Below are 17,701 nucleotides of genomic sequence, written 5' to 3'. Positions count from 1 at the left end.
CTTGCCCGCGAAGAATGCACCGCGGTTTTTCAGGTACTACGCGTCATCGTTCTTCGCGGGCAAGCCACGCTCCCACAGGTTCTGCGTCTTGACTTACCGGCATTAGCCCTTCGGCGTCCTGATGGCGGTCACAAATCGAAGCGGTCAACCGCCCGACGGCGTTCGTTGTCGTCGCGCACATCGTAATTGGCTGTGGTCTGGATGTTGCTGTGGTGAGCCAGTTTCTGCGCGATCGACAGATCGTGCTCTTCAATCACTCGGGTAATGAACGACCGTCGGAAATCGTGCGGCATGATTTTCACCCCGACCTGTGCGCCGCGTTGCCGGGCGATGTAGTAGATCGCATGTTTGGTGATGCGCTCGCGGGTAATGTGGCTGCCACGACGGATGCGGTTGAACAGGAACGGATCATCCGTCTCGCCCTCCTTTAACTGCGAACGTCGCAATTCCAGCCACGCATCCAGTTTGGCGAAGGCCCAGGCTGGCGCGTACTTGATCAGCTGTTTGTTGCCCTTGGCGGTGACGCACAGGCTGCGCTCGGTGAAATCCACCTGGGCCAGGTCCAGATTCACCGATTCCGATTTGCGCATCCCCGACCCGTACAGAATCCCGATGATGGCCGCATCCCGTAGCCCTTGTGGCCGTGGATCGGCGGCGCAGACCTCCATCAAGTCGCGAATCAAGGTGCGCTTGAGGTTGCGCCCCTGGGACAGTCGCGTGCCGGCAATGCCTTTGACCGAGCGCATTTTCAGCAGATGTTCCTGACTGATCAGGCTCATGCGCCACGCTTCGTTCATCACCCCGCGCACCGCGTTAACGTAGAGCGACGAGGTATTTGGCGCGTAGCCGTCTTCGCGCAAGGTCGCCACCAGTGCAACGACATCCTCGGGCTGCAGTTGATGCCAGGGAATCTCTTCGATGTTCATGTCTTCGAAGTCCAGACGGTCAGCGGCGTCCTGCAACACATAACGCATGGTCAACTGGCTGGACGGCGCCAGACGCGCCAGATACAGGGTCAACGGGTTGGCTTTTGAAACGATGGATTCAGTAGCAGGTAAGTCAATCAATGAAACGGCCTTGAAATGAATAAAGTTCAACAAAATAACTAAGGACTGCAACATAAGTCCTGTAACGCGGACACTTCTGTAAGTCTTTTCTTATAAAAATCGCGATAAACGGCAGAAGTCTGAACAGTGGCTGTATGAGCTTCAGATAAACGATTCGCCAACCGGTTTTTCATGTTCCTTTCACAAAATCGCGCTTAACCTCCATGGATCCGAAACGATTCCTTGTGAGCGTCCAACCTGCCGACCATGACACGAAAAGTCAACCAATGTGATTTGTCGCAACTTTTTTGCAACTGCTTGATGCGCCTTCTGTTTTAACGTCTACGCTGAAATTGGATCCATTGTTTTCGGCCTGCAAGGCTGTCTATTTTTCTACCCCGAGGTGCCCATGACTCAGGCGTTTCTCCCCTTCTCCCGCCCCAGTATCGGCGATGAAGAAATAGCCGCGGTAGAACAAGTACTGCGCTCCGGCTGGATTACTACCGGGCCGAAAAACCAGCAACTGGAAGAGCATTTCGCCAACTATGTCGGCTGTCGCCATGCCGTCGCATTGTCCTCAGCCACCGGCGGGATGCACATCACATTGCTGGCATTGGGTATTGGTCCCGGCGACGAAGTCATCACACCGTCCCAGACCTGGGTATCGACCGCCAACATGATCTGCCTGCTCGGCGCGACGCCAGTTTTCGTCGACGTTGACCGCAACACCTTGATGAGCGATCTGGCGAGCATCGAAGCAGCAATCACACCGCGCACCAAGGCAATCATTCCGGTGCATTACGCCGGCGCGGCGTTCGACCTCGATCCGCTCTATGCGCTGGCCGACAAACATGGCATCGCTGTCATCGAAGACGCGGCTCACGCGGCCGGCACTTTCTACAAAGGTCGGCACGTCGGCGCCCAAGGCACGGCGATTTTCTCGTTCCACGCGATCAAGAACATGACCTGCGCCGAGGGCGCGATGTTCGTCAGTGACGATGAAGCGCTGGCCACTCGTGTGCGCATGCTCAAGTTTCATGGCTTGGGCGTGGATGCCTACGACCGCCTCACCCACGGCCGCAAACCCCAGGCCCAGGTGATGGAGCCTGGCTTCAAGTACAACCTGGCCGACATCAACGCGGCCATTGCCCTGGTGCAGCTGGAGCGTCTGGACGCGATCAACGCCAAGCGCACGGAGCTGGCCCAAACCTATTTGCAACGCCTGGAAGGCTTGCCGGTGCAACCGCTGGCCATTCCGGCCTATGCGCAGCAACACGCCTGGCACCTGTTCATCCTGCGCATCGACACCGAACGCTGCGGGCTGGACCGCGAGGCGTTCATGAAGGCGTTGCAGGAACAGAACATCGGTACCGGCATTCACTTCATCGCCACTCACCTGCACACGTACTACCGCCAGCGCTTCCCCAACATCTACCTGCCCAACACCGAATGGAATTCGGCGCGGCTGTGTTCAATCCCCTTGTTCCCCGACATGACCCGCGATGACGTCGATCGTGTCGTCGGTGCCATTGAAAACACATTGGACAGACGCCTGTGAAACCTTATCCGATCCGTTGCGTATCAATCGTCATCCCGGTCTACAACGAGCAAGACAGCCTGCCCGAGTTGCTCAGGCGCACCGAAGCGGCGTGCCAGCAATTGCACCAGGATTATGAAATTGTGTTGGTCGATGACGGCAGTCGCGACAACTCGGCGCAAATCCTCGAGGACGCAGCCAGTCTCGAGTGCAGCCCGGTGGTGGCGGTCATTCTTAATCGTAACTACGGCCAGCACGCAGCGATCATGGCCGGTTTCGAACAGTGCAAGGGTGATGTAGTGATCACCCTCGACGCCGACCTGCAGAACCCGCCTGAAGAAATCCCGCGGCTGGTGGCTCAGGCCGAACTGGGCTACGACGTGGTCGCCACGGTGCGTAACAATCGTCAGGACTCGGCCCTGCGCCGCTGGCCGTCGAAGTTGATCAACCTCGCCGTGCAGCGTTCCACCGGCGTTGCCATGACCGACTACGGCTGCATGCTGCGCGCCTATCGCCGGACCATCGTTGACGCCATGCTCGCCTGCCGCGAACGCAGCACCTTCATCCCGATCCTGGCCAACAGCTTCGCCCGCCACACCACGGAAATTCTGGTGACCCACGCCGAGCGCGAACACGGCGAATCCAAATACAGCCCGATGCGCCTGATCAACCTGATGTTCGACCTGATCACTTGCATGACGACCACGCCCCTGCGCCTGCTGAGCATCGTCGGCTTCGGCATGGCGGCGCTCGGTGTGCTATTTGCCATCGCGCTGGTTGTGCTGCGCCTGGTTTTCGGCGCCGGTTGGGCCGGCGGCGGCACGTTCGTCCTGTTCGCCGTGCTGTTCGTTTTCACCGGCGGGCAATTCATCGGCATGGGCCTGTTGGGTGAGTACCTGGGGCGCATGTACAGCGATGTCCGGGCGCGTCCACGGTTTTTCATCGAAAAGGTTTTGCGTAGCACCCCCTCTGCTCCTGCTCCCGTTGTCACCGTTGACGGCCTCACTTCCACTTCTTCAGATCAGGTTCTCTCATGAGCGCAAAAGCTGTTGTCTTCGCCTATCACGATATTGGCTGTGCCGGCATCGAAACCCTGCTCAATTCGGGTTACGAGATTGCCGCCGTGTTCACCCATCCCGATGACCCGAAGGAAAACGCGTTCTACGGCTCGGTTGCGCAACTGTGCGCGCGCAAAGGCATCCCGGTGCACGCCCCGGAAGACGCCAACCACCCGCTGTGGATCGAGCGCATCAGCAAGCTCAACCCCGATTACCTGTTCTCGTTCTACTACCGCAACCTGTTGAGCGAACCGCTGTTGGCCACGGCCAGCAAAGGTGCGTTCAACCTGCATGGCTCGTTGCTGCCTCGCTACCGTGGCCGGGCACCGGCCAACTGGGTGCTGGTCAACGGTGAAACGGAAACCGGCGTGACGTTGCACCGCATGGTCAAGCGTGCCGACGCCGGCGCGATCATCGCCCAGCAGCGGGTGGCGATCGAGCGCACCGATACCGCGCTGACCTTGCACGGCAAATTGCGCCTGGCAGCCACCGATCTGCTGCGAGATACCTTGCCTGCACTGCTTCAGGGCAAATTCAACGAAACCCCACAGGACGAATCCCAAGCCACGGTGTTTGGCCGTCGCACCCCGGCGGACGGCAAGCTGCTCTGGAGCAAACCGGCTGAAGAGCTGTTCAATCTGGTCCGCGCCGTGACCCAACCTTACCCGGGCGCGTTCTGCGCGGTGGGCGAGCACAAGCTGATTGTCTGGAGCGCCGACGTCGTCAAGGGCAATGAAGGCCTGACTCCGGGGCGTGTCATCAGCGTCGATCCGTTGCGTATCGCCTGCGGCGAAGACTCGCTGGTGATCAACGCCGGCCAGCGCAATGACAACGGCCTGTACTTGAGCGGCCCGCAACTGGCCAACGAGCTGGGGCTGGTCGATGGCTCGGTATTGCGCGGCGCCGAATCGGGCCGTGGACCGCGTCGCACCCGGGTGCTGATTCTTGGCGTCAATGGCTTCATCGGCAATCACCTGTCCGAACGCCTGCTGCGGGACGACCGCTATGAAGTGTACGGCCTGGACATCGGCTCGGACGCCATCGAGCGGTTGCGCAGCCATCCGAACTTCCACTTCGTCGAAGGTGACATCAGCATCCACTCCGAGTGGATCGAGTACCACATCAAGAAGTGCGACGTGATCCTGCCGCTGGTGGCGATTGCCACGCCGATTGAATACACCCGTAATCCGCTGCGGGTGTTCGAACTGGACTTCGAAGAGAACCTGAAACTGGTTCGCTACTGCGTCAAGTACAACAAGCGCGTGATTTTCCCGTCAACCTCCGAAGTTTATGGCATGTGCCAGGACGGTAACTTCGATGAAGACAGCTCCAACCTGGTGGTCGGGCCGATCAACAAGCAACGCTGGATCTACTCGATCTCCAAGCAATTGCTCGACCGGGTGATCTGGGCTTATGGCCAGAAAGGCCTGAATTTCACCCTGTTCCGCCCTTTCAACTGGATGGGCCCGCGTCTGGACCGTCTGGACTCTGCACGCATCGGCAGTTCCCGGGCCATCACCCAGTTGATCCTGAACCTGGTGGAAGGCACGCCGATTCGTCTGTTCGACGGCGGCGAGCAAAAACGCTGCTTCACCGACATCGCCGATGGCGTCGAAGCCCTGGCGCGGATCATCGACAACGAGAACGACGCCTGCAACGGCCAGATCATCAACATCGGCAACCCGGACAACGAGGCCAGCATTCGTCAGTTGGGCGAAGAACTGTTGCGTCAGTTCGAGGCTCACCCGCTGCGCAACAACTTCCCGCCGTTCGCCGGTTTCCGCGATATCGAAAGCAAAGCCTTCTATGGCACTGGCTATCAGGACGTGTCGCATCGCAAACCGAGCATCGCCAATGCCAAACGTCTGCTTGACTGGACACCAACGGTGCAGATGAGCGAGACCATTGGCAACACGCTGGACTTCTTCCTGCGTGAAGCCATGCTCGAGCGGGCGGAGCAATCTACAGAAGAATCATGCTGATGCAGGCAGGCCTACGAATCGATGTCGACACTTACCGAGGCACCCGTGAGGGGGTGCCGCGGCTGCTGGACATGCTCGATGAGGCTCAGGTCAAGGCGACGTTTTTCTTCAGTGTCGGGCCGGACAACATGGGCCGCCACTTGTGGCGCCTGATCCGCCCGCAGTTCCTCTGGAAAATGCTCCGTTCCAACGCCGCCGGCCTGTATGGCTGGGACATTTTGCTGGCCGGCACTGCGTGGCCGGGCAAGCCGATCGGCCGCGATCTCGGGCACCTGATGCGTCAGACCCTGGCGGCTGGGCATGAAGTCGGCCTGCACGCCTGGGATCACCACGGCTGGCAGGCCAATGCCGGGCGCTGGAGCGAGGCGCAGTTGATCGAGCAGATTCGCCGTGGCGTCGACAGCCTCAGCGACATCCTCGGGCAAAAGGTCGAGTGCTCGGCGTCTGCCGGTTGGCGGGCGGACGAGCGCGTGATCGAGGCCAAGCAGGGTTTCGGCTTTCGCTACAACAGCGATTGTCGGGGGCAGCGCCTGTTCCGGCCGACATTAGCCGATGGCAGTCCGGGGACACCGCAGATTCCGGTGGACCTGCCGACCTTCGATGAGGTGGTCGGCCCGACTGTCGCGGCCAAGGACTTCAACGCGTTCATTCTTGAGCGGTTCACCCCGCAAGCACTCAACGTCTATACGATCCATGCCGAAGTAGAAGGGATTCTGATGGCCAACGATTTCCGTCAACTGCTGGCCGATGCGCGCCGGCAGGACATTCATTTCCAACCCCTGGGTGATCTGTTGCCCGAGGCACCCGCCACTTTGCCCATGGGTCATGTCGCTCGCGGCACCCTTGAGGGCCGAGAGGGCTGGCTGGGGGTACAAGGCGCATGAGCAAGCGCTGGGCACTGCCGTTTTTGCTGGTCGTTTTGGCGCTGGCGTACTTGCTACCGCTGGGTACTCACGGTTTATGGATTCCCGACGAAACCCGCTATGCCCAGATCAGCCAGGACATGCTCCTGAGCGGTAACTGGGTGTCGCCGCACTTCATGAGCCTGCGTTACTTCGAAAAGCCAGTGGCCGGTTATTGGATGATCGCCATTGGCCAGGCGCTGTTTGGCGACAACTTGTTTGGCGTGCGCATCGCCTCGGCGCTGAGCACCGGGCTGAGCGTGTTGCTGTGTTACCTGATCGCCCGGCGGCTGTGGAACGAACCACGCAAGAGCTTCGCCTGCGCGCTGCTGTACATGAGTTTTACCATCGTCGCCGGGCAAGCCGGCTACGCCAACCTCGATCCGCAATTTACTTTCTGGGTCAACCTGAGCCTGGTGGCTTTGTGGTTTGCGCTGGACAGCGTCAACCGTGGCCCGCGCCTGCTCGGGTGGGCGCTGCTGGGGCTGGCCTGCGGCATGGGCTTCATGACCAAGGGGTTCCTCGCCTGGCTGCTACCAGTGCTGATCGCCCTGCCCTGGATGCTCTGGCAAAAACGCTGGCGGGAGCTGCTGACTTACGGCCCGGTGGCGATTGTCGTGGCCATCGCGGTGAGTCTGCCGTGGGCCTTGGCAGTGCATGCGCAGGAACCCGATTACTGGCGGTTCTTCTTCTGGCACGAACACATTCGTCGCTTCGCCGGGGATGACGCTCAACATGAGGCGCCGTGGTGGTTCTATTTGCCACTGCTGGTGGGGTTCAGTCTGCCGTGGGTGGCGTTGCTGCCATCGGCGCTGAAACAAGCCTGGCAAACCCGGCATCAAGCCAATATCGCTTTCCTGTTGCTGTGGCTGTTGATGCCGTTGGTTTTTTTCAGCCTGAGCAACGGCAAACTGCCGACCTACATCTTGCCCTGCCTGCTGCCCCTGGCGTTGTTGCTGGGCCATGCCCTGGCGGACAGTCTGAAGCTGGAACAGGGCCGGGTACTGGGGATCAATGGCCTGCTGAACCTGACGTTGGGCGTGGTCACCCTGATTACGCTGGTCTATCTGCAACTGAAAAAGCCGCTGTACGACCATGAGCTGCACAACCTGATATTGGTGTTCATCGGGCTGATCGGCTGGATCATGGCCAACCTGCTGCAAGCCTTCCGCCCATTGCAATGCTGGGCTGCCCCGGCCTTCGGCAGTTTGCTGCTGATCGGCGTGCTGCCGGCCGGGTTGCCCGACTCTGTGGTGGCGAACAAGATGCCCGATCAGTTCATCCTCGAGCACGTCGAGGAACTGGCACAGACCGGCAAGCTATTGAGCAACGACCTGGGCGCCGCTTCGGCCCTGGCCTGGCGCGTGAAACGCTCTGACGTGGCGTTGTACAACACGATAGGCGAGCTGAAATATGGCCTCGCCTATGCTGACGGCATACAGCAGCGGGTCGACCTCGATCAAGTGCAACAGTGGATGCGCGAAGCCCGCCAGAGTGGCTCGGTTGGCGTGGTGATACGGGTCAAGGGCGATGACGAACTGCAAGAAATCGAACGACTGCCCAAGGATGGCAAACGTTATGAACAAGGCAACCTGGTGATTCTGATTTTCCCTCAGGAGGCGTCATGAGCCTGCTGCTCGTATTGGTTGCCTGCCTGCTGACCTGCCTGGGCCAGATCGCCCAGAAGTACGCCGTGGAAAGTTGGCGTGGCAAGAGGTCGGGTTGGGGCGAGAAACTGCGTTCGCCGTGGCTGTGGCTGGCGCTCGCCTCTCTGGGATTGGGCTTGCTGGTCTGGCTGCTGGTGTTGCAGCGCCTTGAAGTCGGCGTCGCCTATCCGATGCTCAGCCTGAATTTCGTGTTGATCACATTGGTCGCCCGTTTCGTCTTTCACGAAACCATCGATCGCCGCCACTGGCTGGGCGTGGCGCTGGTGATCGTTGGCGTGGCACTGCTGGGGCAACACGCGTGAACCGGCGTCGCGGACTCGCCTTCGCCCTGATCAGCGTATTGCTGGGCAGCGCCGCGCAGTTGGGCATGCGCTGGAGCATGACCCGCTTGCCCCATCCCGAACAATTGATGTCGGCCTTGAGTAGCGGCAGCGTCGATGTATCTGCCGTGGCCGTCGTGCTGGCCGCCATTCTCGCCTATGCCGTGTCGATGCTCACCTGGCTCGCCGCCCTGCGGGATTTGCCCCTGGGTCGGGCCTATTCGCTGCTGAGCATCAGCTACGCGCTGGTGTATGTGCTGGCCGCCAGCCTGCCGTTATTCAACGAAACCTTCAGCCTTTCGAAAACACTGGGGGTGGCGCTGGTCATCCTCGGCGTTATCACTATCAACTCTCGACCTGCTCGCGCGCCCGAACTTAGGAGTGCTTCATGAAAATCAGTGTATTTGGTAGCGGTTATGTTGGCCTGGTGCAAGCTGCTGTCCTGGCTGAAGTCGGCCACGACGTGGTGTGCATGGACATTGACGAGAAGAAGGTCGCGCTGCTGCAACAAGGCCACGTCAGCATCTTCGAACCGGGGCTGGCCAGCCTGGTGCGCGAAAGCCTGGAAGCCAAACGTCTGCAGTTCACCACGGACGAAAAATTCGCGGTGCAGCATGGCCAGGTGCTGTTCATCGCCGTCGGCACGCCGTCCCGGGAGGATGGTTCGGCGGATCTGCAATACGTACTGTCAGTGGGTGAAGCGGTGGCGCGTCATCGTGAGCAGCCGGTGATCCTGGTGGAGAAATCCACGGTGCCGGTGGGCACGGGCGATACGCTGCGCGCCCATATCGACAAGTACCTGCTCGAGGTCGGTCGGCTGTTGCAGTTCGATATCGTCTCCAACCCCGAGTTTCTCAAAGAAGGTTCGGCCGTGGCTGATTGCCGGCGCCCGGACCGCATCATCATCGGCTGTGAGCGCGATGAAGTGCGCGACGTGATGCGCGACCTCTACGCCCCATTCAACCGCAACCATGACCGCATCATGTTCATGGACCTGCGCAGCGCCGAGCTGACCAAATACGCCGCCAACTGCATGCTGGCGACCAAGATCAGTTTCATCAACCAGATCGCCGAGCTGGCCGAACACCTGGGCGCCGACATCGAATCGGTGCGCCTGGGCATCGGTGCCGATTCGCGCATCGGTTACCACTTCATCTATCCCGGCTGCGGTTATGGTGGCTCGTGTTTCCCCAAGGACATGCGCGCGCTGATTCACAGTGCCGAAGAGGCCCACTGCTCCAGCGACCTGTTGCAAGCAGTGGAAGCGATCAACGAGCGGCAGAAACACAAACTGTTTGAACGCATCAACGCCTTCTACAAGGGCGATTTGCGCGGCAGGACCTTCGCCGTATGGGGCCTGGCCTTCAAGCCCAACACCGACGACATGCGCGATGCGCCAAGCCGGGTGCTGCTGGAATCGCTGTGGGCTGCCGGGGCCCATGTGCGGGCGTTCGACCCGGAAGCCATGCAGGAAACCCAGCGTCTGTACCCTGACGAGTCGAAACTGATGCTCATGGGCACCCCGGAATCCGTGCTGTCGGGCGCCGATGCCTTGATCGTCTGCACCGAGTGGCAGCAGTTCAAAGCCCCGGATTTCGACTTGATCGAGCAGCGCCTGAATGCTCCAGTGATCTTCGACGGGCGCAACCTGTACGACGCCGAACGCCTTGAGCGCAGCGGCTTCAAGTACTTCCCGATGGGCCGTGGTGAATCGCGCAGCCTGCCGATTCCCCATCAGCAATGGCCAGCGGCCTCGGTCGTGGCGTGAACACAGTTTCGCCCGGCATTCGTCGGCAGTCCCTGGGGATTGGACTGCTGGCGCTGATGCTGTTCATCGCCGGGGTTTATCAGCAAGCGGCAATCGGTTTCGACTCGCGGTTCATGCTGTTCGCCCAGGAGATGCTGCGCCATGGGCCGTCGGTTTTTCCGACCACTTACGGCCAGCCCTATGCCGATTATTCAGCAGTTTCGACGCTGTTCATCTGGTTGTTGTCCCTGCCGTTCGGGCAGGTCAACAGCCTCAGCGCCTGGTTGCCGAGCGCGCTGGCCGGCGCGGTGATTGTTACGTTGATGTACCGGTTGCTCGCGCCCTATTCCAAACGCTGGGCGCTGCTGAGCATCGCCCTGATGCTGTTGACCAGTACGTTTGTCACTGAAACCCGTGCCGTGTCCCAGGACCTGATGCTGGCGGCCGTCGCGTTCTCGGTGTTCTACCTGGGGTACGCCACCGATCATTTCGCGATGCCTCGTCGGTTGCCGCTGATTCTTGCCTTGTTGCTGCTGGGCTTCGGCATTCGTGGGCCGATTGGGCTGATGATCCCCACCGGCATGCTGTGCAGTTATTACGTGCTCAATCGCCAATGGTCGCGGTTGTTCGGTTTCGGTTTGCTGGCGGCCGTGTTGCTGGCGGTGTGTATCGGCGTGCTGCTGTGGCTGGCCGAAACCAGCGGCGGACCGGCCTTCATGCAAAACGTGGTGCGCATGCAGTTCATGGGGCGCATGGACGGCAGTGAAGGCGTCAGCGGTTCGCTGTATTACTTCACCCGTTCGCTGGGTAACTACGCGCTCGCTTATCCGCTGGCGTTGCTGGTGTTGGCCGCGGTCTGGCTGACGAATCCACGGCAGACCGGTCCGGCATTGCGTCTGTTGCAGTACTGCACGGCGGCCGGGTTGGTCGTGATGATTGGCTTGTCGATTCCCCAAGCGAAAAAGGCCCGCTACCTGCTGCCAATGCTGCCCATGGCGGCGATCATTGCGGCGTACCCGTTTCAGGTGGCGCAGGGTCGGGTGTTCGGTTGGTTGCGGACCTTGATGCAAGGGCTGTGGTTGCTGATTCCGGGGCTGTTGATCGTCGTATTGCTGGTCGCGCAACGGCGTCTGCCCACGCAACCGACTGCCTTTGTGCCGATACTGGTCGGGCTTGCCGCGTTGCAAATCATCTCGCTAGCGGCGTGGTTCCGGTCTCGCTGGCGGGCCGAAGTATTGGCCGGTTGCGCAGTCCTGGCGCTGTGGTCGGTTTATATCCTGGTGTTCGAACCGGTCGAGCGTCAGCTTTACGACACGCAAACCTTCAGCCGAGCGGCATTCACACAGGTTCAGAAAGACCCGGCACCGCTGGTGCTGCACGGCATGGGCAAGGACGCCAAGGCGATCAAGTTCATGGTCAATATCGAGCAGGACTTGCAACCAGTGTTCACCGAATCGATTCAAGAACTCGAAGCGCTGCCAGGGCCGGTTTGGTTGATCATGGATCGGAGCGACTACAACGCCCTGCAAGGCACCCCGCTGGGAGCCCAGGCGCCGATATTGAGTGGGCGTTTCGATAAAAACGATTACGTCCTCCTGCACACGCCTCCCTTGTAGGAGTTGCCGAAGGCTGAGATCTTTTGACGGTGTCGATGTTGTTGAAGATCAAGATCAAAAGATCGCACCCTTCGGCAACTCCTACATAGGGACGTATTGTCCGTTAGTTATTATCAGGCACGCTGGAACACATAGGCTTGACGTCAAACCGGCGTCTTCAAATCCACCCCCAGCGCCTGGGCAAACGCCTTCACCAACGGACTGCGCACGGTGTTGTGGCGCAGGATCAGATTGAACGGCGTGACGATGTTGATCAGGTCTGAACGCACTGCCCGAAACTGCCCTTGAGCCACCAGGGTTGCTGCGTAATGCTCGGGCAGAAAGCCGACGAAACGGCCGGTCTTGACCAGCAGCGCCACGGCTTCGACCTGAGTCGCCGAGGCGGAAAAGCTGTCGTAGCGGGCAAAATTCAGTTTGTCTCGATGGATCGCGTAGCGGTGGTTGATGCACTCGTAATCCAGCAGCACGTTGCTGCCCATGTCTGCCTCCGACATAGAGAACAGGGGATGACCGACAGCGCAATACACGTACGAGCGCTCGTCATAAAGCGGGAAGTAATCAAACTCCTCTCTTTTCTGATAAACCGGCACGATTCCGGCCACTAAACGCCCCTCGACTACGCCTCTTTCCACCTCATCTAACTGAGACGCCTGAAGTTGAAACCTTACTTTCGGCGACTCTTCATTTATCTTTCGAATAGCAGCAACTAACGGCGAACTATCGTCGGTAATCGTATTATCAATAACACCCACCCCAAGATCGCCAATAAGTTCATTCTGCGCAGAACTAAGCCGATCACGAAAGTTGTCGACCGAGGCAAATAAATCGATCGAGGCCTGATACACCAGACGCCCTTCTTCGGTCAGGTGAAAACCCTCTCGGCCTCGTGTACACAGGCGCATGCCGATGCGGATTTCAAGGTCGGAAATCTGTTTGCTGATGGCCGCCAAGCCCACATTCAGCTCATTTTGCGCCGCGCTGAAGCCGCCGGCCTCGACCACGGCCTTGAACACTTTGAGCAGTTTGAAGTCCAGGCCACTGAGGGCCAGCGGTGCCCGATGTACCGTTTTTGGCGGCGGGTTTCCGGAATTGGAAAGTGGGGTTTCCATAATGCTTATTTACCTCTGGCGCCCTATTCAACAATCTGTGTCCAACAACAAAAACATAGCCGACCAATAATAATGAACACAGAAAACAAGGCTTGGCAACCGTTAATAAATCCCGCAGATCAGTGCCAACTCACTGATTTCGAACTATTAAAAGCTGGCACTTCGATCAGCTCTCGCCATTTAGCAACTGCGCTTTTCCCCTGCCCTTGAATTTGATTGAGCCGAACCACGCCCGAATGATTTTCGGCAGGTGTTTCGGGCTCGGCATACCGATTTCAATTCGCTTTACGACGAGGAAAACAACAATGTCTCAAACCACCGACCGTCTCTGGGGGGCCCGCTTCAAGAGCGGCCCGTCCGAAGCCCTGGCGGCCCTGTCCCGTTGCCCCGAGCGCTACTTTCGCCTCACCCCGTACGACCTCGCCGGTTCCAAGGCGCATGCCCGGGAATTGCAGCGCGCAGGGCTGTTGAGCGAGCAGGAAACCCAGACCATGCTCGACGCCCTGGAGCGTATCGGTGATGACTTCCGTGCCGGCAGCATCGCGCCGACGCTGGACGACGAAGACGTCCATACCTTCATCGAGCGCCTGCTGACCGAACGCCTCGGCGCACTGGGCGGCAAGCTGCGCGCCGGCCGCTCGCGCAACGACCAGACCGCCAACGACCTGCGGCTGTTTCTGCGTGATCACGTGCGCACCCTGGCCGTCGAAGTGCTGGCGTTGCAACAAGCGCTGGTGGATCAGGCCGAGCAACACATCGAGAGCATCTGCCCTGGGTTCACTCACTTGCAACAGGCGCAGCCGATCGTCTTCGCTCACCACTTGCTGGCCCACGCCCAATCGATGCTGCGCGACGTGCAGCGTCTGGTCGATTGGGACGTGCGCACCTCGCTGTCGCCACTCGGCGCGGCGGCCATGGCCGGTTCCGCCATTGCTCGCCTGCCGCAGCAGTCGGCCAAGGAAATGGGCTATAGCGGTGTTTGCGAAAACTCCATCGACGCCGTGGCCAGCCGCGATCACGTTGCCGAGTTCCTGTTTATCGCCAGCATGCTGGGGATCAACATTTCCCGCCTCGCCGAAGAATTCTGCCTGTGGTCATCGCGGCAATTTCGCTGGGTCGCACTGGACGATGCCTACGCCACCGGCAGCTCGATCATGCCGCAGAAGAAAAACCCGGACATCGCTGAACTGGCCCGGGGCAAGGCTGGTCGCCTGATCGGTAACCTGACTGGTTTGCTGTCGACCCTCAAATCCCTGCCGCTTTCCTACAACCGCGACCTCAGTGAAGACAAGAACGGCGTGCTCGACAGCGTCGACACCCTGCTGCTGGTGCTGCCGGCCATGGCCGGAATGGTCGCGACCATGAAGGTCAACGTCGAAGAGCTGCGTCGTCAGGCACCGCTGGGTTTCACCCTGGCTACCGAAGTGGCCGACTGGCTGGCGGTGCGCGGTGTGCCGTTCAAGGAAGCTCACGAGATCACCGGCGCGCTGGTCCAGGCCTGCGAGAAGCACGACATCGAATTGTGGGAAGCATCCCCGGCGCTATTGGCCGAGATTGATCCACGGCTCAAGCCTGAAGTGCGCGACAGCCTGACCCTCGAAGCCGCCATCGCCGCCCGCAGTGGCTGGGGCGGTACCGCGCCGCAACAGGTGCGTGAGCAGATCGGCCGACTGAAAACTGCTCTTGCCGCGCAGCAGCAGTGGACCGAGAACTATCAGGGTTTCCGGCTCTGAATCAACGCCACCAAATCTGTGGGAGCGGGCTTGTCCGCGATGAGGCCATCACATTCAACATCTTTGTTGACTGACAGTCCGCTATCGCGGGCAAGTCGGATCGCCGCACCGCCGCTCCCACAGGGATTGTGTTTGACCTGCAATACAAGCGTACGGAGAAACAACATGAGCCAGACTCAGGCAGAACGACTCCAGGCGGAGCGAAAACTGGCGGAGAACCAGTTCGACATCACCCAGTACCAGCATGTGCCACGGCGTTATTACGGGCGGATTTTCTTCGCCACGGTGATCGTGATTGCGATTGTCGGCCTGGTGCGGGCCTTCGCCGAAGGCAAGATCGAATGGTCGTACATCGGCCAGTTCCTCACCTCTCAGGCAATTATGTGGGGCCTGCTCAACACCATCGTCATGGCGGTGCTGGCGATGGCGCTGGGCATCGTCTTCGGGGTGATCACGGCGATCATGCGCATGTCGGCCAACCCGATCCTGCGCTATGTGGCGCTGATCTACACCTGGCTGTTTCGCGGTACGCCGCTGATTCTGCAGCTGCTGCTGTGGTTCAACCTGGCGCTGATTTTCCCCACCATCGGCATCCCCGGCCTGTTCGAAATGGACACCGTGAGCCTGATGACGCCCTTCGTGGCCGCCCTCCTCGGCTTGAGCATCAACCAGGGCGCCTACACCGCCGAAGTGGTGCGCGCCGGCCTGCTCTCGGTGGACACCGGGCAGTACGAAGCCGCCAAGTCGATCGGCATGCCGCGCCTGCAAGCCTTGCGCCGGATCATCCTGCCCCAGGCCATGCGGATCATCATTCCGCCGGTGGGTAACGAGTTCATCGGCATGGTGAAAATGACCTCCCTGGCGAGTGTCATCCAGTACTCGGAACTGCTCTACAACGCCCAGAACATCTACTACGCCAACGCCCGCGTGATGGAGCTGTTGATCGTCGCCGGTATCTGGTACCTGGCCACCGTCACTGTTCTGTCCTTTGGTCAAAGCCGTCTGGAGCGTCGTTTCGCTCGCGGCGCCGGCAAGCGTTCTTGAGGAGCCCCACATGAGAAGCATCGTCAAGGCCGTGAGCCTGAACAAGTACTACGACCATTTTCACGCGCTCAAGGACATCAACATCGAAGTCGAGCAAGGCGAAGTGCTGTGCATCATCGGCCCGTCCGGCTCCGGTAAAAGCACCTTGCTGCGTTGTGTGAATCAGCTGGAAAAAATCGACAAGGGCGGCCTGTGGGTCGACGGCGAACTGGTGGGTTACCGCATCGTCGGCAACAAACTGCACGAACTCAACGAGTCGCAGATCGCCCGCCAGCGCCTGGCCACCGGCATGGTGTTCCAGCGTTTCAACCTGTTCCCGCACATGACTGTGCTGCAAAACATCATCGAAGGGCCGTGCCAGGTGCTCAAGCGCTCGCCCAAAGAAGCGCACGAAGAAGCCTTGGAATTGCTCGCTCGCGTCGGCCTGGCCGACAAGCGCAACAGCTACCCGATCGAGCTGTCGGGCGGCCAGCAACAACGGGTGGCGATTGCCCGCGCGCTGGCCATGCGACCCAAGCTGATGCTGTTCGATGAACCCACTTCGGCACTCGACCCGGAACTGGTCGGTGAGGTGCTGTCGGTGATGCGCGACCTCGCGCAGACCGGCATGACCATGATCGTCGTCACCCATGAACTGGGCTTCGCTCGCGAAGTCTCCAACCGCATGGTGTTCATGGACGAAGGACAGATCGTGGAGGCTGGAAGCCCCGAAGAAATACTAATAAGTCCACAAAACCCACGCACCCAAAGCTTCATTTCTGCCGTTCGAACCTAAGCGCCAGCCTCGGAAACCAAGAGCTGCGTAACAACACTCATAAGAGAACGACCATGAAGAACTTCGTTATCCCCGCAGTAATCGCAGGTGTTATGGCTTCCGGCTTCACCTGGGCCGCCGAGTTACCGGCCAGCATCAAGGAAAAAGGCGAGGTCGTGGTAGCGATCATGCCGAACTACCCGCCGATGGACTTCAAGGACCCGGCCACCAACACCCTCACAGGGCTCGACTATGATCTGGGCAACGCCTTGGCCGAGCGGCTGGGCGTGAAGATCAAATGGCAGGAAACCGGCTTCGAGCAAATGATCAACGCGCTGACCACCGACCGCGTCGACATGGTGATGTCGGGCATGACCGACACCGCCGAGCGTCAGGCCAGCGTGACCTTCGTCGACTACTTCACCAGCGGTCCGCAGTTCTACACCTTGCAGAAAAACAAGGACACGAACGAGATCATCGACCTGTGCGGCAAGAAAGTCGGCACCAGCCGACGTACGACCTTCCCGGCGGAAATCGCCGAGTGGAGCAAGGCCAACTGTGAAGCCGCCGGCAAGCCTGCGATCAACGTGATCGGCACCGAAGGCTCGGCCGACGCCCGCGCGCAACTGCGTCAAAGCCGTATCGACGCGGCCATGCAGGGCAGCGAAACCCTGCCGTACCTCAAGACCCAGGAAAAGGACATGTACAAAACCGTGGGCCTGCCGATTTCCAAGCAGTTCACCGGGCTGGGCGTGAGCAAGAAGAAGCCTGAGCTGAGCGAAGCGGTGAAGGTGGCGTTGCAGAGCATGGTCGATGACGGCAGCTACCAGACCATCCTGAAAAAATGGGACCTGGAACTGGGCGCGATCAAGACCGTGACCATAAACGCCGGGAAATAATGGATCGGTGTAATGCCTTTGTGGGAGCGAGCCTGCTCGCGATAGCGGTCTGTCAGGCGACATAGATGTTGAATGTACCGGCCTCATCGCGGGCAAGCCCGCTCCCACAGGGTCCGATGTTGATCCCGACTCTGAGGGCAACCTCGAATACCTGTAGGAGCGAGGCTTGCCCGCGAAGGCGGTCTGTCCGCTGACATAGATGTTGAATGTGCCGGCCCCATCGCGAGCAGGCTCGCTCCCACACTAAATCTGGGTCGATCACAATTTTGTGGCCCACCAAAAAACCT

15 protein-coding genes are annotated in these 17,701 nt (G+C 59.8%); 13 read left to right on the top strand and 2 right to left on the bottom strand.

What is annotated here, in order from left to right; translation table 11 throughout:
* Positions 1-128: 128 nt before the first annotated feature.
* Positions 129-1,067: a site-specific integrase gene (locus ACZ3HH_RS26975; RefSeq protein WP_050683231.1), complete on the bottom strand. Its 939-nt coding sequence runs from the start codon at positions 1,065-1,067 to the stop codon at positions 129-131.
* A 388-nt stretch (positions 1,068-1,455) separates the two neighbouring features.
* Here ACZ3HH_RS26975 and arnB point away from each other — a divergent pair, with 388 nt between their 5' ends.
* Genes arnB through ACZ3HH_RS26930 form a run of 9 tightly spaced genes read left to right on the top strand, consistent with a single transcriptional unit; the run spans position 1,456 to position 11,875 of the window.
* Positions 1,456-2,604 (top strand): UDP-4-amino-4-deoxy-L-arabinose aminotransferase, encoded by a 1,149-nt coding sequence (gene arnB / locus ACZ3HH_RS26970; RefSeq protein ID WP_465809259.1) that lies wholly within the window; start codon positions 1,456-1,458, stop codon positions 2,602-2,604.
* A complete protein-coding gene (arnC, locus tag ACZ3HH_RS26965; RefSeq protein ID WP_465809257.1) occupies positions 2,601-3,620 on the top strand; it encodes an undecaprenyl-phosphate 4-deoxy-4-formamido-L-arabinose transferase in 1,020 nt (339 codons plus the stop codon). The genes arnB and arnC overlap by 4 nt, the downstream gene beginning before the upstream one ends.
* Positions 3,617-5,623 carry a bifunctional UDP-4-amino-4-deoxy-L-arabinose formyltransferase/UDP-glucuronic acid oxidase ArnA gene (gene arnA / locus ACZ3HH_RS26960; protein WP_465809255.1) on the top strand — a complete coding sequence of 669 codons (2,007 nt, stop codon included), beginning with the start codon at positions 3,617-3,619 and terminating at the stop codon, positions 5,621-5,623. Before arnC ends, arnA begins: the two co-directional genes overlap by 4 nt.
* A complete protein-coding gene (arnD, locus tag ACZ3HH_RS26955) occupies positions 5,623-6,507 on the top strand; it encodes a 4-deoxy-4-formamido-L-arabinose-phosphoundecaprenol deformylase (RefSeq protein WP_465809265.1) in 885 nt (294 codons plus the stop codon). The genes arnA and arnD overlap by 1 nt, the downstream gene beginning before the upstream one ends.
* On the top strand, positions 6,504-8,153 hold the full coding sequence (gene arnT, locus ACZ3HH_RS26950; RefSeq protein WP_465809253.1) for a lipid IV(A) 4-amino-4-deoxy-L-arabinosyltransferase: 1,650 nt from the start codon (positions 6,504-6,506) through the stop codon (positions 8,151-8,153). The genes arnD and arnT overlap by 4 nt, the downstream gene beginning before the upstream one ends.
* Positions 8,150-8,494 (top strand): 4-amino-4-deoxy-L-arabinose-phosphoundecaprenol flippase subunit ArnE, encoded by a 345-nt coding sequence (gene arnE / locus ACZ3HH_RS26945; RefSeq protein WP_465809251.1) that lies wholly within the window; start codon positions 8,150-8,152, stop codon positions 8,492-8,494. The genes arnT and arnE overlap by 4 nt, the downstream gene beginning before the upstream one ends.
* On the top strand, positions 8,491-8,904 hold the full coding sequence (gene arnF / locus ACZ3HH_RS26940) for a 4-amino-4-deoxy-L-arabinose-phosphoundecaprenol flippase subunit ArnF (RefSeq protein WP_465809249.1): 414 nt from the start codon (positions 8,491-8,493) through the stop codon (positions 8,902-8,904). The genes arnE and arnF overlap by 4 nt, the downstream gene beginning before the upstream one ends.
* Positions 8,901-10,280, top strand: coding sequence for a UDP-glucose dehydrogenase family protein (locus tag ACZ3HH_RS26935; protein ID WP_465809247.1), 1,380 nt, complete (start codon positions 8,901-8,903; stop codon positions 10,278-10,280). Before arnF ends, ACZ3HH_RS26935 begins: the two co-directional genes overlap by 4 nt.
* Positions 10,253-11,875, top strand: a complete 1,623-nt coding sequence (locus tag ACZ3HH_RS26930; protein WP_465809245.1) for an ArnT family glycosyltransferase — start codon at positions 10,253-10,255, stop codon at positions 11,873-11,875. Before ACZ3HH_RS26935 ends, ACZ3HH_RS26930 begins: the two co-directional genes overlap by 28 nt.
* 143 nt (positions 11,876-12,018) lie before the next feature.
* Here ACZ3HH_RS26930 and ACZ3HH_RS26925 read toward each other — a convergent pair whose 3' ends face one another.
* Positions 12,019-12,984, bottom strand: coding sequence for a LysR family transcriptional regulator (locus tag ACZ3HH_RS26925; RefSeq protein WP_465809243.1), 966 nt, complete (start codon positions 12,982-12,984; stop codon positions 12,019-12,021).
* A gap of 305 nt (positions 12,985-13,289) precedes the next feature.
* Between ACZ3HH_RS26925 and argH the strand changes: the two genes are divergently transcribed.
* From argH to ACZ3HH_RS26905, 4 genes are all read left to right on the top strand, one after another.
* On the top strand, positions 13,290-14,717 hold the full coding sequence (gene argH / locus ACZ3HH_RS26920) for an argininosuccinate lyase (RefSeq protein WP_223484255.1): 1,428 nt from the start codon (positions 13,290-13,292) through the stop codon (positions 14,715-14,717).
* A gap of 165 nt (positions 14,718-14,882) precedes the next feature.
* On the top strand, positions 14,883-15,761 hold the full coding sequence (locus tag ACZ3HH_RS26915) for an amino acid ABC transporter permease (RefSeq protein WP_253553874.1): 879 nt from the start codon (positions 14,883-14,885) through the stop codon (positions 15,759-15,761).
* A 10-nt stretch (positions 15,762-15,771) separates the two neighbouring features.
* On the top strand, positions 15,772-16,536 hold the full coding sequence (locus ACZ3HH_RS26910) for an amino acid ABC transporter ATP-binding protein (protein ID WP_007900205.1): 765 nt from the start codon (positions 15,772-15,774) through the stop codon (positions 16,534-16,536).
* Positions 16,537-16,589: 53 nt separating this feature from the next.
* On the top strand, positions 16,590-17,414 hold the full coding sequence (locus ACZ3HH_RS26905) for an ABC transporter substrate-binding protein (protein ID WP_465809240.1): 825 nt from the start codon (positions 16,590-16,592) through the stop codon (positions 17,412-17,414).
* The last annotated feature ends 287 nt before the right edge of the window (positions 17,415-17,701 follow it).

Source organism: Pseudomonas sp. PME37.24/025 (assembly GCF_055556615.1).
The sequence above is the reverse complement of the archived record's forward strand: the minus strand, read 5'-3'. Positions and strand labels throughout refer to the sequence as shown.

Bases quoted from the DNA above. Each gene is read 5' to 3' on its own strand.
- ACZ3HH_RS26925 (WP_465809243.1), bottom strand. From the start codon at position 12,984: ATGGAAACCCCACTTTCCAATTCCGGAAACCCGCCGCCAAAAACGGTA.
- ACZ3HH_RS26915 (WP_253553874.1), top strand. From the start codon at position 14,883: ATGAGCCAGACTCAGGCAGAACGACTCCAGGCGGAGCGAAAACTGGCG.
- ACZ3HH_RS26930 (WP_465809245.1), top strand. From the start codon at position 10,253: ATGGCCAGCGGCCTCGGTCGTGGCGTGAACACAGTTTCGCCCGGCATT.
- argH (WP_223484255.1), top strand. From the start codon at position 13,290: ATGTCTCAAACCACCGACCGTCTCTGGGGGGCCCGCTTCAAGAGCGGC.
- arnE (WP_465809251.1), top strand. From the start codon at position 8,150: ATGAGCCTGCTGCTCGTATTGGTTGCCTGCCTGCTGACCTGCCTGGGC.
- arnB (WP_465809259.1), top strand. From the start codon at position 1,456: ATGACTCAGGCGTTTCTCCCCTTCTCCCGCCCCAGTATCGGCGATGAA.
- arnA (WP_465809255.1), top strand. From the start codon at position 3,617: ATGAGCGCAAAAGCTGTTGTCTTCGCCTATCACGATATTGGCTGTGCC.
- arnT (WP_465809253.1), top strand. From the start codon at position 6,504: ATGAGCAAGCGCTGGGCACTGCCGTTTTTGCTGGTCGTTTTGGCGCTG.
- arnD (WP_465809265.1), top strand. From the start codon at position 5,623: ATGCAGGCAGGCCTACGAATCGATGTCGACACTTACCGAGGCACCCGT.
- ACZ3HH_RS26905 (WP_465809240.1), top strand. From the start codon at position 16,590: ATGAAGAACTTCGTTATCCCCGCAGTAATCGCAGGTGTTATGGCTTCC.
- ACZ3HH_RS26910 (WP_007900205.1), top strand. From the start codon at position 15,772: ATGAGAAGCATCGTCAAGGCCGTGAGCCTGAACAAGTACTACGACCAT.
- ACZ3HH_RS26935 (WP_465809247.1), top strand. From the start codon at position 8,901: ATGAAAATCAGTGTATTTGGTAGCGGTTATGTTGGCCTGGTGCAAGCT.